Genomic DNA, 15,156 nt, shown 5'->3' on the forward strand with positions numbered 1-15,156 from the left:
TACGAAATGTAAGTTTTTTGGAGGGATATTAATCGTGAAAATTACGATTTCAGAAGCAAGCAAGCATGTAGGAAAAGAAGTAACAATTGGTGCTTGGTTAGCGAATAAACGTTCAAGTGGTAAAATCGCCTTTTTACAGCTGCGCGATGGATCAGGATTCATGCAAGGAGTAGTTGTAAAAGCTGAAGTAGAAGAAGAAACTTTTAAATTAGCTAAATCTATGACGCAAGAATCATCACTATATGTAACAGGTGTGGTACGTGAAGATGAGCGCTCACCGTTTGGCTATGAGTTAACAGTTACAAGCCTTGAAGTTATTCATGAAGCTGTTGATTATCCAATTACGCCAAAAGAACATGGAACAGAGTTCTTAATGGATAACCGTCATTTATGGCTGCGTTCTAAACGTCAACATGCTGTTATGAAAGTTCGTAACGAAATTATTCGTGCAACGTATGAATTCTTTAACGAAAACGGGTTTACAAAAGTAGATCCTCCAATCCTAACAGGAAGTGCTCCTGAAGGAACAACAGAATTATTCCACACGAAATATTTTGACGAAGATGCATATCTTTCACAAAGTGGACAGCTTTATATGGAAGCAGCGGCAATGGCGCTTGGAAAAGTATTTTCATTCGGTCCAACGTTCCGCGCTGAAAAATCTAAAACACGCCGTCATTTAATTGAGTTTTGGATGATTGAACCAGAGATGGCTTTCTACCAATTCGAAGATAACTTGAAAGTACAGGAAGAGTATGTGTCTCATGTCGTACAGTCTGTTTTAACAAACTGTAAGTTAGAGTTAAATGTACTAGGCCGTGATACATCTAAGTTAGAACAAATTAAAGCGCCATTCCCTCGTATCTCGTACGATGAGGCTCTTAAATTCTTACATGAAAAAGGATTTACAGACATTCAGTGGGGAGATGACTTTGGAGCACCGCATGAAACGGCTATCGCAGAAAGCTATGACAAGCCGGTATTCATTACACACTATCCAACGTCATTAAAACCATTTTATATGCAGCCAGATCCAACAAATGAAGACGTAGTATTATGTGCAGACTTAATCGCACCAGAAGGCTACGGAGAAATCATTGGAGGCTCTGAACGTATTCATGATCAAGAGCTTTTAGCTCAGCGTGTAGAAGAGCACAAATTAGATACAGAAACGTATAAGTGGTATTTAGAGCTTCGTAAGTATGGCTCAGTTCCACATTCAGGATTTGGTTTAGGCCTTGAGCGTACGGTAGCATGGATTAGCGGCGTAGAACACGTTCGTGAAACGATTCCATTCCCACGCTTATTAAACCGTTTATACCCGTAAGGAAGTGAAAAAGTATTCTGACTTTTATAGTCAGGATACTTTTTTAGCTTTTTTTATGAATCATAAAAAGAAAAGAAAAACGAGGCTTTTACTTATATCACAAGGAAACAAAGGCAAACATAGAAGAGAGTCTAACTTAAAAGGGAGTTGCAATTCTCGAAAAAATAAGTTAGTGTAATATTCTTGGAAGGAAGTCATCGTTCGTATATATTTTATATGTGCAGAGCAATGGTACGGTTTCAGCGGAAAGTTTTACATAGAAGCTTTTTTAGCTTCGAATAATTATTACTTTGACTATAAACTTCATGATATACTAACTACTGAGGTGTTCGGATATGAAAAAAGAAACGTTAATTGAATGGTTTGAACAAGGCACAGTTTCAATTCCGAAGCTGCTGTTTAATCACTATAGCGATTTGGGAATGAACGAAACGGAATTCATGACGTTAATGCATATTTATGTTTCCATTGAAGGCGGTGAAGGTTTCCCGACACCTAATGAATTGGCGGCAAAAATGAGTATTTCAAGTGCTGTCTGTATGGATACGCTGCGAGCATTAATTCAGCGCGGCTTTTTATCTATTGAGCAAGATCAACAGCAAAACGCCCTTATTTGTGAACGTTATTCATTAAAACCGCTTTGGGAAAAGCTTATTCATCATATGATGCACGAAACAAGAGAAGTAGAAAAAAGCGAAGAAGAACAAGAAGAGCTTAATTTATATACAATGTTTGAAAAAGAGTTTGGCAGAGCATTGTCTCCGTTTGAATGCGAAACGCTAGCGATGTGGATTGATCAAGATCATCATGATCCAATTATTATTAAAGCGGCGCTAAGAGAGTCGGTGATGTCTGGAAAATTAAACTTCCGGTATATTGATCGTATTTTATTTGAATGGAAGAAAAACGGCATTCAGACCATTGATCAAGCCCGCAAGCATAGCCAAAAATTTCGTCAAAATCAACAGCCCAAAAAACTATCTTCTGTTAACCCTTCTCAGTCTACATCAGCCATTCCTTTTTTTAATTGGCTAGAGCAATGACAGGATAAAAAGCTGCTTCAAGATCCAAGTAATTGAATCTTGAAGCAGCTTTTTTAAAAGAGTATGGACAAAAGTAGCATTTGACAGGAACCCTATTGTAAAATAGGAGGGAACTACCTGTAAGAAGAAGGAGAACTAGTATGTTAACGTTAAAACAAATCAGACAGTGCCTAGATGCTATGGCAGAAATGTTTCCTGACGCCCACTGTGAGTTAAATCATCGGAATCCCTTTGATTTAGTCATTGCCGTGGCGCTATCTGCTCAGTGCACAGATGCTTTAGTCAACCGCGTAACAGCGGATTTATTCAAGAAATATCAAACGCCTGAAGACTATTTAGCCGTTTCGTTAGAAGAGCTGCAGCAAGATATTAGATCAATCGGGTTATATAGGAACAAAGCTAAAAATATTCAAAAGCTCTGCCGTATGCTCATTGATGAATACGGAGGAGAAGTTCCAAAAGATCGTGATGAGCTTACCAATCTTCCAGGAGTAGGGCGTAAGACGGCTAATGTTGTTGTATCCGTAGCTTTTGGAGTACCGTCAATAGCAGTAGATACGCATGTAGAACGTGTAAGTAAACGCCTTGGAATTTGCAGGTGGAAAGATTCCGTTTTGGAAGTAGAAAAAACGCTGATGAGAAAAATTCCGAAAGATGAATGGTCCGTTACGCATCATCGACTTATCTTTTTTGGACGCTATCACTGTAAAGCACAGTCTCCTCAATGTCATGTCTGCCCGCTTCTTGATCTTTGCCGAGAAGGAAAGAAACGAATGAAAGGAAAAGAGAAGAAGACAGATGTTACCGATTGAAGTACCGTCACATTTCATATGCGAACCATTTTATTCAAAAGAAGATCGGGTTCTTGAAACAGATGTAAAAAATGGAAGAAATTATTTTGCTTATGATATTTTATACGATGTACATAAAGAAACGAAAACACCTTGGAGTGATGTTCAAAAGAACATACTGCCATTTTTTGAAAAGTGGGAAACTCAAAGGGAAGAACTGTATACGCTTTTTTCTCAGCGAAAAGCAAAAGAAGCAGCGCCTTGTATGAAACAAGCTGCTGCTATGTATATTAGTTTACTGTTTTGGATTAATGGACAACCCGTTCGGCGTTTAAATCGGCTGCAAGAAGACATAGCGAACCTAACCTATAAGCCTATTAACTGTGCTGAGAGGCTTCTGTTTTTGCTGCAGCGAGTTTCTTCTTATCAAGCGTATATTCAGCTGACAGAATTATTTAATGAGCTGCGTAAGCAATATGCAAAAATGCTTATTCTTCACAAGAAATAAAGCCCCTACACGTGTAGGGGCTTTTTACTGCTACGTTAATTTTCAGTTGTTGGCTCTTGCTGCGGTGTAGCAGGTGTTGACGGCGTCGATGGTGTAGATGGTGTAGCAGGAGTTTGTGGTGTTTGACTTCCTGAGTCACTTCCACCGTTGTCTGCTGGAGGAGTTGTTGCGCCTCCGTTATTATTGTTGTTGCCGTTATTACCATCGTTAGCATTGCCGCTATCGTTATTGTTATTATCGGTATTGCCGCTATTGCTACCGCTGCTATTGCTGCCATTATTGCTGTTTTGGTTATCATCCGGCTGAGTAGATGAATCGTCACCTTGATCAGAGCCGTTGTTTTGATCAGTGTTGCTATTGTCTTCATTTTGATTATCGTCCGTTGTTCCGTCATCTTCAGGCTTAGTAGAATCATCTTCGGTAGCTTGATCTGATGAATCAGGGACTTTTACAGAAGAACTAGCGCTTTCGCCCGTATTTGTTGTTACGGTGAAACTATACGTTGCGCCTGGTGCTGGGTTGGAAATTGTCTTTCCACCGGCTCCTGCGCCAGATGCGAGTTGTTCGGAACCGTTAGGAGAGGACATTGTGACTGTAAAGGTCGTATCACTGGCTGCGTTTGACGCTGACCAGTTAACTGAAATTGCTCCTCCGCTATACGAAGCAGTAATTTTTGGCTTCACATCTTTATTGTCTTTTTTCTCTTTTTTGTCCTTCTTTTTTATCTTCTTTCTTTTCTTCTTTTTCTTTTTTCACAAACGTTTGAGATACTTTTGTCGGTGCAGTACCGCGCACAAAGTATTCTTTCGTAATTAAGCTCGAAGGAGTAGAGCCGCTTGGGCGTTTTAAGTCTTTGCCCGTTGGTTTTTCCACGGAACGTTCAACTACGCTGTCCGGCTGCTTGAAACTTCCTTTAGGTTTGCCTTCAGAAATATGAGTAATAACATGCTTAAAGATATTTTTTGCCATGCCTGTTTCATTAGCACTTAAAATATAGCCGTCTTTAGCAGTTTCATAGCCTGTCCATACGGAAATCGTATAGTTTGGCGTAAACCCATTAAACCAAACGTCTTTTTCACCAGCGTCTGGAATATTGTATCGTTTTTTCTCATCAGCACTAAAGTTCGAAGTTCCTGTTTTACCCGCAATTTCTAATCCTGGTGTACGAACAGCACGAGCTGTACCATATGATTCGTTTACAACAGATTTCATCATGTCCGTCATCATAAATGCCGTGTAATCTTGCATTGCGCGTTTTGGTTTTGGCGTTAAATCAATTTCTGTTCCATCAGGGAATTTTACCTTTGTCACTGTATGCGGTGCATTGTACATACCTTCATTTGCAAAAGCACTATAGGCTCCAGCCATTTGTAGAGGTGTAACACCTGTACGGAAGCCTCCGATAGAATAAGATTCAGAATAAGCTTCGCCGTCTTCTTCATCTAATTTTAGCCCAAGGCCTGTAGCGAACTCTTTTGCTTTGTCCGCACCGGTTGCTTGAAACGCTTTTAAGGCAGGGATGTTCAGTGAACGTCCTAAAGCTTCACGCGCTGAAACCCACCCTTTATAGTTGCGTCCAAAATTTCGGATTGGCGTGCCGTTTGAATAATGATATTCTTCATCTTTTATCGGTTGTCCAGTAGACCACTTTAAGTTCTCAATCGCTGGACCGTAATCTAAGATTGGCTTAATTGTTGAGCCAGGCTGACGTCTCATATTTGTTGCAAAGTTTAAGCCGCCTGATACACGATTACGTCCGCCTCCAATTGCTTGAATACCGCCTGTTTCATTATCTACCACGACAAGACCTGCTTGGAATTTATCGTTCGGGAAGTTGACTACTTTGTTATTCATCACATCATCCACATAGTCCTGAGCATTAGTGTCAAGCGTTGTATAAATTTCTAAGCCCGCAGAAAATGGATCCGCGTCTGTTTTCTTTTTTACTTCCTCGATTACTTGATCAATAAATACATCGTACTTAGATGTTGATTCAGTTTGTTTAGCTAAGTGAGCCTGTACATCTACTTGTTTTGCTTTGTCGGCCTGGGCTTGTGTAATGAAGCCGTTTTTAGCCATTAAGTTTAATACTGTGTTACGGCGTTTGGTAGCATTCTCTGGGTTTGTAACTGGGTTATAAGTAGTTGGCGCTTTTGGTAAGCCTGCCAACATAGCAGCTTCATCAAGAGTTAAATCTTTTACGCTTTTAACTCCGTAAAATTTCTCAGCCGCTCGTTCAATACCGTATACTTCACCTGATGCGAAATATATTTTGTTTAAATACATTTCAAGAATTTGTTGCTTCGAATATTTGCGCTCAAGCTGGTAAGCTAACCACATTTCTTGTACTTTACGTTTAACCGTCTTCTTTGGTGATAAGAACGAGTTCTTTACCACTTGCTGAGTAATCGTACTACCGCCCTCAGCACCGAAGCCGTTTTTAAAGTTCGCCATTAATGCTCCGCCAATACGGTAAAAGTCGACGCCGTGATGTTTATAAAAACGAACGTCTTCCGTAGCGATAAATGCGTTTTTGACGACTTGAGGGATTTCATCGTATTGCACATATGTACGTTTTTGAGCTCCAATTTCTTTTACAACTGTCTTTCCATCGTTTGCATATACTTTAGATGAAAAAGAGTTTTTTAATACCGAGTCATCCACTTTTGGAGCATCGCTTATCATAGCAAAAAAAGTTCCCACTCCGGCAATGAGCCCGATGATTCCTATCAGTAAAACTGCGGCAACAATTTTACGAAATAGGCCTCCTTTTTTCTTCTTTTTCGGTTTTCCTTGAGATTTACCTTCTGGTTTGTTGTCATTCATAGCTCTTCGTCGTTCTTCACGAGAGCGATAATTATCTGACATAAAAACTCCTACCTTTCAACGCATTGTAAGAGAATGATTTCCGTAAACATATATATCATACTCTTAAAAGTATAATTTATCTATAGTTTTTATGTAATCGATTCTCGGATGGTAACCAAGTTCGATGAAATGTCCTTTTTTTTCAATATCTGCCTTAGGGATTGATTTTCGTCCATCTTTTTTCATGGCATCCCAATAAGGAAAAAGGAACTGTGCTTCGAACAAGTATATTTCTTGTAAAGTAGAGAACATTAATATAACGAAACAAACCCCGTTTTGTTTCACAATTTGCTTCATATGTTCAATTTGATGTTCATGAAAATTACGCAGAGGAAATGAGGTTTTATTTCTCGTTTCTTTTGCTTCAAAGTCAAGGTGTTTTCCTTTATAGACGCCATTATAGTCTGTAGTAGAGGCCTGTTTAAAATAAGCTTCTTTGATAACAGCGGCACTTCTCTTCGGATAGTCTACTTTTACAATTTGAACAGGGGTTGGTTTTTTGTGAACAATGGCTATTCCTTTTGAAACATAGTATTCATTTGTTTCGTTTAAATCGTCCTCCAGCGTCATACCACGATTGCTATAGCTAGCTTCTAGCTTTTTAGGGGAAGGACTGCTGGTATTCAATGGCTTATAGGCCTTTCCGTTAGGATAGCGAATCATAACCATCACTCCTTTAGTGTAAATCTATTAAACAAACAAATTCTATTATACCAAATCCTACAAATAAAAATAGATGAAAGAAGATGAAGAGATGTCACTCAATAGTTCGGAACAAGCGCTGTTGACGGCGATTAAAAAAACAACAGACAAGCTGAATATTGATAATATATCAAGAACCCAAGCTTATGCAACTTTTTATCATAGATATCCTGAAGTAAAGTGGGCATTTCTCGCAAGTATGGTATCCCGAAACACAGGGTGGAATATGTGTGATTTGCAAGGGGAAAACATGAAAAAAGCGTTATCAAAGCAAACGCGCGATTTATTATTTTTGACGTATGAAAGAGCAAATTGGCTTATTTTCAAAGATGCCTTCCCTCAATTACTATTGTATGCTGTTTCGCGTAAAAAACATGTCTCTTACCTTCATTTACTTCCCTATTTAAATGTTTCATCTTTTATCGAAGAGAAGTGGAGGCAATTTATGCAGAAACCTTGTGAACTGGAGCTTATTCATGCGTTAATTGTGAATGAGCAGCACGTTATTCAAAAGCCCGTTATTGAACAGCCTTTTTATCAAGATAAAGTGTTTAAAAGTATGCTGTTTTTTTTTCAAGATATATTCCACTTTAGCTCCGTCCTTTTTCCTACTACAAAAGGGGAGCTATACGGTTGTTCTGTTCATGATTTTACAAAAGTAAATAATCGGATTGATTTGGGGAAGAAATTAGCGGCTTTATTATTTCATGAAAAGTATTATCCCTTGTTTTATGAATTTTCTTTGAAAACAAAGCATACGGGTTCGAGATACGATTATGAGCAGTATTTTGTGGATGAAACCAGTTGCTGTACACCTGCACTTCGAAAGGTGTATCCGGCTATTAGACATCATGAAAAAAAGAGAGAAAAGTGGTTTTTAACAAAAAAAGAGGAACACAAGCTGATGAAAAAGCCGCCTTTTCCAAAGAAAGTTCATTTTACAAAGTGGTATCTTCAAAAGCAAAAGCAGCTGCATATATTAATGAAAGTAGCGCAAGTAGTTAATGTAAATAAAAACGGCCACAAGTGACCGTTTTGTTCTTAAGTAGAAGGCTGGTTAGGACCGTTTAACTTTTTAGGATCACCGTAGGTTTTTGTTTCAGGCTTATTTTTAGGCTGTGATTTTTGCTGTTTGTTGGCCATATCTAGGCACCTCCTATCATGTTGTAATGAACGTTCAGCAGCAGAATGTATCAGCTTAGCTGAAATGTCTATACTAGTGTTTTCAATATGTTCTCTTTCGATTCACCATAAATGAAAATGTCGAAAACATCTTTCTTTGACGAATAGAAACTAGTTTTGTCATGTGTGAAGGGACATTGAATAAAAAAGAGAATACGTTATGCAAAGGAAAATTTGGAGGGATGGCGATGAAACAAAGTATGGTTAAAACAAGCGAAATGATGACTTTATTAGATAGCTTACTAGAGCAAGTAGATCTAGTGGATAAAACGATGTCTACATCTATAAATGAAGCATTTACACATTGTGAAGAAACATATATGGAACAAGTTCATCGCATTGACCAATCACTGCAAGAAATTGAAGTAGCTGTGTATGAAAGCATGCCTTCCGAAACAGAATGGAGTAGAAGCCGAAGAGAAATGGTTCTTCATACAGTATAAAGATTGTTTATGTTACAATAGTCATCGTAGAGGTGACGAATAACGATGAATGAAGATGTGAAAAAAAGTACGGAAATCATGTTTCAATATAATGAAGTAGCTGTAGAACGATTAGCGTCTATTCAACAAGAAGAAAATTATGAAGTTAAATTTTTTGAAGAAGTAAAACCTTATGGAGATATTTTCTTCAAAGAACTTGATGGCTGGGCTAGTCTCGTAACCGAATGGCTGAAGAAAGAGCGACCAAAATATATTCATGTTAATCAAGTAGAGACGTTAAAAGAAAATTTACAAAACGTTGTACTACAGTCATTTTATCCCGAGACGCGAGAAAAGCGATTTAAAAAGATGTATCACTCAAATAAGTATGTGCTCGAGTCGATATTGAATAATTAATCCCGGCCTTCCGTTAAGATCTACAAGGTGGGGATTTTCTATGTATGAGATGGTAACAAAAGTATTTTACTCGAAGTGAAAAACGAACTATCGATCATTTTTTTGATTCGTAGTTCGTTTTTTTGATGATCAGCATAGGTTTCATCTGTTTCGTTCCTTCGAGTAGTTGATTGGAGGGCAAGGCGAAGGCTCCTGCGGGAAAAGCGGAACAGATGAGACCCCGCAGAAGCGCAAGCGACGAGGAGGCTCATCGGCCGCCCGCGGAAAGCGAAGCCTTGCACGTAGATCAACTGCGGTGCCATAAGCGGTTCAGCTCATGTATCCCATTTGTTCGTTTCTAGATTGGATTCATTTTGTTATGTCCCAGCCTCTTTTTATCATGATCAATAAAAAGTTAATCAAAATCTTTTTGAGATTGGATAGAAACAGCTGGGTGATCTTGTGAAGCGACTGTATCGATATGATAATCAACTTTTTCGGTATGTTTAGAAGCAACGGCGTTATTTGTTTTATTTACTGCACTTTGTCCCTGCTTTTTGTGATCAAAATGTTTTCCACGACTCATGAGATAGACCTCCTTTATTGAATACTACGTTAAAGCTTTTATAGTATAAACAAGTCAAAAAAGAAGTATGTGTCCACTTTATCGGAAACAAATAAACCACCGATTTCTCGGTGGTAGTAAAAAAATTAATCATCTTGTGCACTAAAATCGGGCTTAGTAGCTCCAATTTGTTCGAGTTCACGTACAGCGGCTTTGTAATTCATAGGAGTTAAAAAACCTTTTAAATACTGCTGCTGAGCAAAATCGAGTAATTCATTACTTGACTGCGGCTCATATTGTTTCACCGCAATAAAAGCTTCTTGAAGTTCGTTCACATACATGTAAATTCCCTCCTAATCCCCATTTGTGCCACTACGTATAGGTAGTATCACTTGTTCTTATCGTACCATATATTTAAAAAATCTCGTTTTTTTGAAAAATTTAAACTTTCGACAGAAACCTACATATTTTTGAATGCGTTCTCCAAAAGTACAAGTAGACGAACGTCACCTCTTATTTCTGCATACATACTATATATTATGTAATATTAAAAAGGAGGTATTGATTTTGCATGTATACAAGTAAGCACTATCCGTATTATGAGCAACATCAACCAGAACGTTTTGATTTAAGTCAGGTACATCCATTTCCACAGTATCACCAGCAGCCATGGACGGAAGCTTATATGCCGCAACATCCGTACGCTCAGCAACAAATGCCTTTTGGTCCTCAGCAAATTCCCTATATGAACGGAATGTATCAGCAGCCCATGTACAATAATGCAGGTGCGCCTTTTAATCCATACCCTAAAGCTCAGCAGCAAAAGCCTCAGCCTTCTCAATTTCAGTCATTAATGTCTCAGTTTAAATCGAGTGATGGCAATTACGATATGAACAAGATGATGAATACTGCGGGGCAGATGATGGGAGCCATGAACCAATTAACATCCTTAGTAAAAGGATTTTCCGGGATTTTCAAAGTATAAGGACTAGAAGATGGTTTCTAGTCCCTGCTTATTATTTCTTCTTTTGATTTTTTAAATAGGTTTCTCCAAGAAGTGCAAATACTTCATTGTAAGTTAATCCAGACTGAGCATTTAAACGTTTGACTTCTTCGATATCTGTTGTTGATGAAGTTGAGATTTGATGCTTGCTTTTTTTCATAAAAGCTCTCCTTTTCTATGTAAAATGAATAACATCCCATCTTAGTATATTTCCAAATGTGCCCCTTCTATAACTGGAAAAAAACGCCGAAGACACTCATGGTTCTTCGGCTTTTTTTTGCAATAAAGATGAGTGTTTAGAGAAATTAAGAACGACGAGAGCGGCGAGTAGAAAGACGAGAGCGGCGGGTAGAACGGCGAGAGCGGCGAGTAGAACGGCGAGAGCGGCGAGTAGAACGGCGAGAGCGGCGAGTAGAACGGCGAGAGCGGCGAGTAGAACGGCGAGAGCGGCGGGTAGAACGGCGAGAGCGGCGAGTAGAACGGCGAGAGCGGCGAGTAGAACGGCGAGAGCGGCGAGTAGAACGGCGAGAGCGGCGAGTAGAACGGCGAGAACGACGAGTAGAGCGATGAGAGCGGCGAGTAGAACGACGAGAGCCGCGAGAAGAGCGACGCGTACCGCGAGTAGAACGGCGAGAGCTGCGACGAGAGCTACGAGAAGAGCGACGCGGCTTTGTTAGTGGACCGGCAGTTGGCTCTTGAAACATAAAAGATTTCAGTTCTGTACATTCTAGGGCTTCAGCAGCCTCTTTAATTTTTTCAGCTGTAATATGCAATACAAAAACCTCCTTGTCAATTGGACTAGGTCTTGCATTAATAGAATACGCGCTGATGCTTGTCCTTGATATGAGTCAAAAGTGGAGTTTACGGAAATAGTTGATGCGGTGGGGTATCATGGAGAATTTTCCCTTCATATACTTTAATAATTGAAGAAAGGTGGTCGAATAATGAAGCAAAAAGAAATCCCTCAATACGCTCTGTTTGTGAATGTAAAAGATTTAAAGGAAATGCAAAGAGATATTTGGTCAGAAGAAGCGGTTCAGGCAACGATGAAGTTTAACAAAAAACGCTACGATATTGATTTGCTGCTAAGAGGCTCCCATATTCGGAAGATGAAGAAAAAGTCATATTATATTGAATTTTATTCTCCGAAGATATTTCAGCGTGCCAAAGAAATACACCTAAACGCTGAATATAAAGATCCATCGCTTATGCGCAACAAATTGTCCCTCGATTTTTTCTCTTCTTTAGATGTTTTATCTCCTCACTCTCAGTTTGTCACTCTTAAGATTAATGGGAAAAATGAAGGAATATATCTTCAGCTCGAATCGGTAGATGAACTATTTTTGAAAAAAAGAAATTTAGCGGATGGATCCATATTTTATGCAGTGGACGGAGATGCTAATTTTTCTTTGATGAGCGATTTGGATAAAAAGCCGAAAACAACTTTGTTATCTGGATATGAAGATAAAGCAGTGAGAGAAGGGGATGAGGAAAAATTAGAAAAGTTTATATTTAATCTTAATACATGGACAAATACGGAATTCGAACAGAATATTGAGAAGTACCTGAACGTCGACCGCTACTTATCTTGGCTAGTCGGTATTATTTGTATGCAGAATTACGACGGTTTTGTCCATAACTATGCGCTCTATCTAAATCATGAAAGCGGGCGTTTTGAACTGATTCCATGGGATTATGATGCAACTTGGGGAAGAGATGTAAATGGAAAAGTAATGGAAGGAGACTATGTCCGTGCACAAGGATTTAATACGCTTACAGCTCGCTTACTGGCGGTGAACAGCATTAAAAAGCGATATATTCAAAAAATGAACAATGTTCTAAATAATCAATTTACAATAGAATACATGAAACCAATCATTTATCAACTGCATGAGTATATTGCTCCATATGTATTAAAAGATCCTTACGTAAAAGATAACTTAGAGCAATTTTATAAAGAACCCGAATTTATGCTGTCTTTTATAAAAGAACGAACAGCGTATATTAAAAATAACCTTTTGACTCTTTAAAAATGGATAGATTTATAGGCAACAGTGGATTTTGTTAATAATAGGCAAATGCAGGAAATCAATAGCTGTACATGATACGTATATATACAGTATGAATGACCAATAAGGATAACTAATAAGGAGGAAAAACAATGAGTAACTATTACTATGGCCAAGAACAAGAGCAAAATCAAAATCCACGCCAAAAATCAAGCCAAAAACGCAGCCGAAATATACAAATGCCTGATAAAGGCTATTCTTCTCACTTCAAACCCCTAAAAGGAAGAGTGGTGACTGTTTATCGTGGAGGACCTGAATCTAAAACAGGTTATTTGGTTGACGTGCAGTCAGACTATTTAATCTTAGCAGTGGAAAGCAATAATAACAATAATAACAATAATGGTGAAAATAACAATCAAAACAATCAAAACAACCAAAATAATAATCAGCAAGAATATACACTTGTATATTATCACTTAGCGCATGTAAAAAGTATTACTGAAGATACTATGTCAAATTCGGCACAAACGTTTACCGGAATTAGCACAGAATTAGAATTGTATCGAGGAAAAACTTTTGCAGGAACTTTATCATTGATGAAAACTAAATATGTGCAGGTTAACCAAGGTGGGCCTGAGAAAAAAGCAGGTCAACTTCTTGATGTCTTAGGTTCATTTGAATCTGCTTATATAGTATTACTCACAGAGGACGACGGTATCATCTATATTAATACTGAACACGTTAAGAGTGTGAGTGAATATCAAAACAACAATGGAGATCAAACTACTCAATCTGCAAATGAACTCTTAGTGAGTCAAGAACCAGAATATATGAAATCTAAAAGCTTTAACGATCTTTTTGCTCACCTTTCCCATAAATGGGTATCAATCAATAATGGAGGACCTGAAGCTGTAGAGGGCGTGCTAGTACAAAGCCGAAATGGTACATTTACACTTGTGCAGAATAATCAAGTATTACGCTTACAGCCGAGACATGTTAAAACCATTTGTGTAGGAGCAAAAGGGGCTTTTAAGCAAAACGATAACAATCAAAACAATGAGGAAACAGAAGAAAATGGAGAGACTGAAGCTGCAAAGTCTACAGAAGAACGTACAGGAAGCCGCACAGGTGGACGTACAGGACGCCGTACGGGAGGGCGCACAGATGATCGCTCTCGAGGACGCCGCACGGGAGGACGCACAGGGGATCGTTCTCGAGGACGCCGTACGGGTTCACGCTCTTCAGCACCGGCAGAGAAAGTTATTAAAACGAAAAATTATCGTTGGAAAGCATGATGAAATGGAACATAAAAGGTGCTTATAAAGCACCTTTTCTATCATATAGGAAAAAGGAGGAGAATGAGAATGAGTATGAATCATTATATCAATAAAATTGTGGAGTTAGATATTTCAGGTAAAACGACATTTGTTGGCAGACTTATTGATCTTGGATTAGATATTATGGTTTTGTATAATGGACATGATTATTTGTATATTCCTCTTTTACACATGCATGGTTTGCGGGAAGTATCGGAAGAAGACTATACGGTTTTACGTGAAATAGAAGAGAACTTAATAGAAGAAAGTCAGCGGATTTCTTATCGTAATATTTTACAGCAGGCAAAAGGGAAGTTTATTGAAATTTATGTAACGGGAGGGAAATCATTGCATGGCTATATTACAAGCGTGCTGAATGATTATCTTGTATTTTATTCTCCAGTGTATAAGAATGTCTTTGTTTCTCTGCATCATTTGAAATGGCTTACCCCTTACAGTAATGAGTTAACCCCTTATTCTTTAAGTGACAAAGAGCTGCCAGTAAGGCCCGCCTCTGCACCTTTTGTCAGAAACTTTGAAGAGCAGCTTAAAAAATATGAAAATCAACTGGTCGTATTAGATTTAGGGGATCAATCAGAAAAAATTGGCGTACTTAAAGAAGTTTCTAATAATATTGTTGAACTAATTACGGCAAATGGAGAAAGTATGTATTGGAAGCTAGCTCATGTAAAATCTGTGCACTTGCCTTAGAAAAAGAGACCTCGGTGTCGTCTCTTTTTTTATGTGCTTATCAGGACAAGTATATTGAATAAACAAATGAGATGATTTAAATTTTTTAGAAAATTATGTTGACAATAAAGAAAATCTTTATTAAAGTTAGTAACAACAAACGTTAACCACCAACAATTATATAGAACTCTTATCAAGAGTGGCGGAGGGACTGGCCCTGCGATGCCCGGCAACCATCAAATGAAACATTCATTTGAACGGTGCTAATTCCTGTGGAACATCAGTATTGTTCTAACAGATGAGAGAAATCGTGTATAAACGAACACTCTTCCAT

General features: G+C 38.4%; 20 protein-coding genes and 1 riboswitch. Of the genes, 12 read left to right on the top strand and 8 right to left on the bottom strand.

The annotated features are described in order from the left end of the window. The first annotated feature begins 34 nt into the window (after window positions 1-34). The 4 genes from asnS to N178_RS17660 all read left to right on the top strand — a co-directional run bounded on the left by asnS (window position 35) and on the right by N178_RS17660 (window position 3,669). Entirely contained in the window at window positions 35-1,327 is a 1,293-nt protein-coding gene (gene asnS / locus N178_RS17645; RefSeq protein ID WP_045293839.1) for an asparagine--tRNA ligase, read from the top strand. Window positions 1,328-1,662: 335 nt separating this feature from the next. Further along, complete coding sequence (locus N178_RS17650) at window positions 1,663-2,370, top strand: DnaD domain-containing protein (RefSeq protein ID WP_045293840.1); 708 nt, start codon at window positions 1,663-1,665, stop codon at window positions 2,368-2,370. Between the two features lie 140 nt (window positions 2,371-2,510). Next, window positions 2,511-3,182, top strand: coding sequence for an endonuclease III (gene nth, locus N178_RS17655; RefSeq protein ID WP_028414079.1), 672 nt, complete (start codon window positions 2,511-2,513; stop codon window positions 3,180-3,182). Further along, the gene (locus N178_RS17660) at window positions 3,169-3,669 is read left to right on the top strand and encodes a YpoC family protein (RefSeq protein ID WP_045293841.1); all 501 of its coding nucleotides are present in this window, start codon (window positions 3,169-3,171) and stop codon (window positions 3,667-3,669) included. Before nth ends, N178_RS17660 begins: the two co-directional genes overlap by 14 nt. Window positions 3,670-3,704: 35 nt before the next feature. Here the strand turns inward: N178_RS17660 and N178_RS27625 are convergent, their stop codons facing one another. The 3 genes from N178_RS27625 to recU form a co-directional block, all read right to left on the bottom strand. Beyond that, complete coding sequence (locus N178_RS27625) at window positions 3,705-4,352, bottom strand: hypothetical protein (protein WP_237758517.1); 648 nt, start codon at window positions 4,350-4,352, stop codon at window positions 3,705-3,707. Window positions 4,353-4,356: 4 nt separating this feature from the next. After that, a complete protein-coding gene (locus N178_RS17665; protein ID WP_237758519.1) occupies window positions 4,357-6,537 on the bottom strand; it encodes a transglycosylase domain-containing protein in 2,181 nt (726 codons plus the stop codon). A gap of 63 nt (window positions 6,538-6,600) precedes the next feature. Next, window positions 6,601-7,200, bottom strand: a complete 600-nt coding sequence (recU, locus tag N178_RS17670) for a Holliday junction resolvase RecU (protein WP_045293843.1) — start codon at window positions 7,198-7,200, stop codon at window positions 6,601-6,603. Window positions 7,201-7,273: 73 nt separating this feature from the next. Here recU and N178_RS17675 point away from each other — a divergent pair, with 73 nt between their 5' ends. Beyond that, window positions 7,274-8,269, top strand: a complete 996-nt coding sequence (locus N178_RS17675; RefSeq protein ID WP_045293844.1) for a DUF2515 family protein — start codon at window positions 7,274-7,276, stop codon at window positions 8,267-8,269. Window positions 8,270-8,280: 11 nt separating this feature from the next. Here the strand turns inward: N178_RS17675 and N178_RS28045 are convergent, their stop codons facing one another. After that, entirely contained in the window at window positions 8,281-8,382 is a 102-nt protein-coding gene (locus N178_RS28045) for a hypothetical protein (RefSeq protein WP_016763465.1), read from the bottom strand. Window positions 8,383-8,609: 227 nt separating this feature from the next. Between N178_RS28045 and N178_RS17680 the strand changes: the two genes are divergently transcribed. The 3 genes from N178_RS17680 (at window position 8,610) to N178_RS27155 (ending at window position 9,564) form a co-directional block, all read left to right on the top strand. Next, on the top strand, window positions 8,610-8,864 hold the full coding sequence (locus tag N178_RS17680; RefSeq protein WP_029325131.1) for a hypothetical protein: 255 nt from the start codon (window positions 8,610-8,612) through the stop codon (window positions 8,862-8,864). Window positions 8,865-8,909: 45 nt separating this feature from the next. Beyond that, window positions 8,910-9,260, top strand: coding sequence for a YppE family protein (locus N178_RS17685; RefSeq protein ID WP_045293845.1), 351 nt, complete (start codon window positions 8,910-8,912; stop codon window positions 9,258-9,260). Between the two features lie 166 nt (window positions 9,261-9,426). Further along, the gene (locus N178_RS27155; protein WP_169746686.1) at window positions 9,427-9,564 is read left to right on the top strand and encodes a hypothetical protein; all 138 of its coding nucleotides are present in this window, start codon (window positions 9,427-9,429) and stop codon (window positions 9,562-9,564) included. 90 nt (window positions 9,565-9,654) lie between these two features. On the opposite strand, the gene N178_RS27160 is transcribed toward N178_RS27155, so the two are convergent. After that, complete coding sequence (locus tag N178_RS27160; protein WP_165573332.1) at window positions 9,655-9,825, bottom strand: hypothetical protein; 171 nt, start codon at window positions 9,823-9,825, stop codon at window positions 9,655-9,657. A gap of 125 nt (window positions 9,826-9,950) precedes the next feature. After that, on the bottom strand, window positions 9,951-10,145 hold the full coding sequence (locus N178_RS17690) for a YppF family protein (RefSeq protein ID WP_013056115.1): 195 nt from the start codon (window positions 10,143-10,145) through the stop codon (window positions 9,951-9,953). Window positions 10,146-10,375: 230 nt separating this feature from the next. On the opposite strand from N178_RS17690, the gene N178_RS17695 reads away from it, so the two are divergent. Then, complete coding sequence (locus N178_RS17695) at window positions 10,376-10,789, top strand: YppG family protein (RefSeq protein WP_013056116.1); 414 nt, start codon at window positions 10,376-10,378, stop codon at window positions 10,787-10,789. 31 nt (window positions 10,790-10,820) lie between these two features. On the opposite strand, the gene N178_RS27165 is transcribed toward N178_RS17695, so the two are convergent. After that, window positions 10,821-10,967, bottom strand: a complete 147-nt coding sequence (locus N178_RS27165; RefSeq protein WP_169746687.1) for a hypothetical protein — start codon at window positions 10,965-10,967, stop codon at window positions 10,821-10,823. A gap of 145 nt (window positions 10,968-11,112) precedes the next feature. Continuing rightward, window positions 11,113-11,580 carry a CotG/ExsB N-terminal domain-containing protein gene (locus tag N178_RS17700; RefSeq protein ID WP_045293846.1) on the bottom strand — a complete coding sequence of 156 codons (468 nt, stop codon included), beginning with the start codon at window positions 11,578-11,580 and terminating at the stop codon, window positions 11,113-11,115. Window positions 11,581-11,751: 171 nt separating this feature from the next. Here N178_RS17700 and N178_RS17705 point away from each other — a divergent pair, with 171 nt between their 5' ends. From N178_RS17705 to N178_RS17715, 3 genes are all read left to right on the top strand, one after another. After that, window positions 11,752-12,837: a CotH kinase family protein gene (locus N178_RS17705; protein ID WP_045293847.1), complete on the top strand. Its 1,086-nt coding sequence runs from the start codon at window positions 11,752-11,754 to the stop codon at window positions 12,835-12,837. A gap of 218 nt (window positions 12,838-13,055) precedes the next feature. After that, on the top strand, window positions 13,056-14,111 hold the full coding sequence (locus N178_RS17710; protein ID WP_412761995.1) for a spore coat protein: 1,056 nt from the start codon (window positions 13,056-13,058) through the stop codon (window positions 14,109-14,111). Window positions 14,112-14,180: 69 nt separating this feature from the next. Further along, on the top strand, window positions 14,181-14,843 hold the full coding sequence (locus N178_RS17715) for a hypothetical protein (RefSeq protein ID WP_028407978.1): 663 nt from the start codon (window positions 14,181-14,183) through the stop codon (window positions 14,841-14,843). Between the two features lie 166 nt (window positions 14,844-15,009). Then, a riboswitch (SAM riboswitch) is annotated at window positions 15,010-15,127 on the top strand. Window positions 15,128-15,156: the final 29 nt, after the last annotated feature.

Origin of the sequence: Priestia aryabhattai B8W22, from assembly GCF_000956595.1 — a bacterium.
Classification (GTDB): Bacteria; Bacillota; Bacilli; order Bacillales; family Bacillaceae_H; genus Priestia; species Priestia aryabhattai.

Bases quoted from the DNA above. Each gene is read 5' to 3' on its own strand.
- N178_RS17650 (WP_045293840.1), top strand. From the start codon at position 1,663: ATGAAAAAAGAAACGTTAATTGAATGGTTTGAACAAGGCACAGTTTCA.
- nth (WP_028414079.1), top strand. From the start codon at position 2,511: ATGTTAACGTTAAAACAAATCAGACAGTGCCTAGATGCTATGGCAGAA.
- N178_RS17660 (WP_045293841.1), top strand. From the start codon at position 3,169: ATGTTACCGATTGAAGTACCGTCACATTTCATATGCGAACCATTTTAT.
- N178_RS17665 (WP_237758519.1), bottom strand. From the start codon at position 6,537: ATGTCAGATAATTATCGCTCTCGTGAAGAACGACGAAGAGCTATGAAT.
- recU (WP_045293843.1), bottom strand. From the start codon at position 7,200: ATGATTCGCTATCCTAACGGAAAGGCCTATAAGCCATTGAATACCAGC.
- N178_RS17675 (WP_045293844.1), top strand. From the start codon at position 7,274: ATGAAAGAAGATGAAGAGATGTCACTCAATAGTTCGGAACAAGCGCTG.
- N178_RS28045 (WP_016763465.1), bottom strand. From the start codon at position 8,382: ATGGCCAACAAACAGCAAAAATCACAGCCTAAAAATAAGCCTGAAACA.
- N178_RS17680 (WP_029325131.1), top strand. From the start codon at position 8,610: ATGAAACAAAGTATGGTTAAAACAAGCGAAATGATGACTTTATTAGAT.
- N178_RS17685 (WP_045293845.1), top strand. From the start codon at position 8,910: ATGAATGAAGATGTGAAAAAAAGTACGGAAATCATGTTTCAATATAAT.
- N178_RS27160 (WP_165573332.1), bottom strand. From the start codon at position 9,825: ATGAGTCGTGGAAAACATTTTGATCACAAAAAGCAGGGACAAAGTGCA.
- N178_RS17690 (WP_013056115.1), bottom strand. From the start codon at position 10,145: ATGTATGTGAACGAACTTCAAGAAGCTTTTATTGCGGTGAAACAATAT.
- N178_RS17695 (WP_013056116.1), top strand. From the start codon at position 10,376: ATGTATACAAGTAAGCACTATCCGTATTATGAGCAACATCAACCAGAA.
- N178_RS27165 (WP_169746687.1), bottom strand. From the start codon at position 10,967: ATGAAAAAAAGCAAGCATCAAATCTCAACTTCATCAACAACAGATATC.
- N178_RS17705 (WP_045293847.1), top strand. From the start codon at position 11,752: ATGAAGCAAAAAGAAATCCCTCAATACGCTCTGTTTGTGAATGTAAAA.
- N178_RS17710 (WP_412761995.1), top strand. From the start codon at position 13,056: ATGCCTGATAAAGGCTATTCTTCTCACTTCAAACCCCTAAAAGGAAGA.
- N178_RS17715 (WP_028407978.1), top strand. From the start codon at position 14,181: ATGAGTATGAATCATTATATCAATAAAATTGTGGAGTTAGATATTTCA.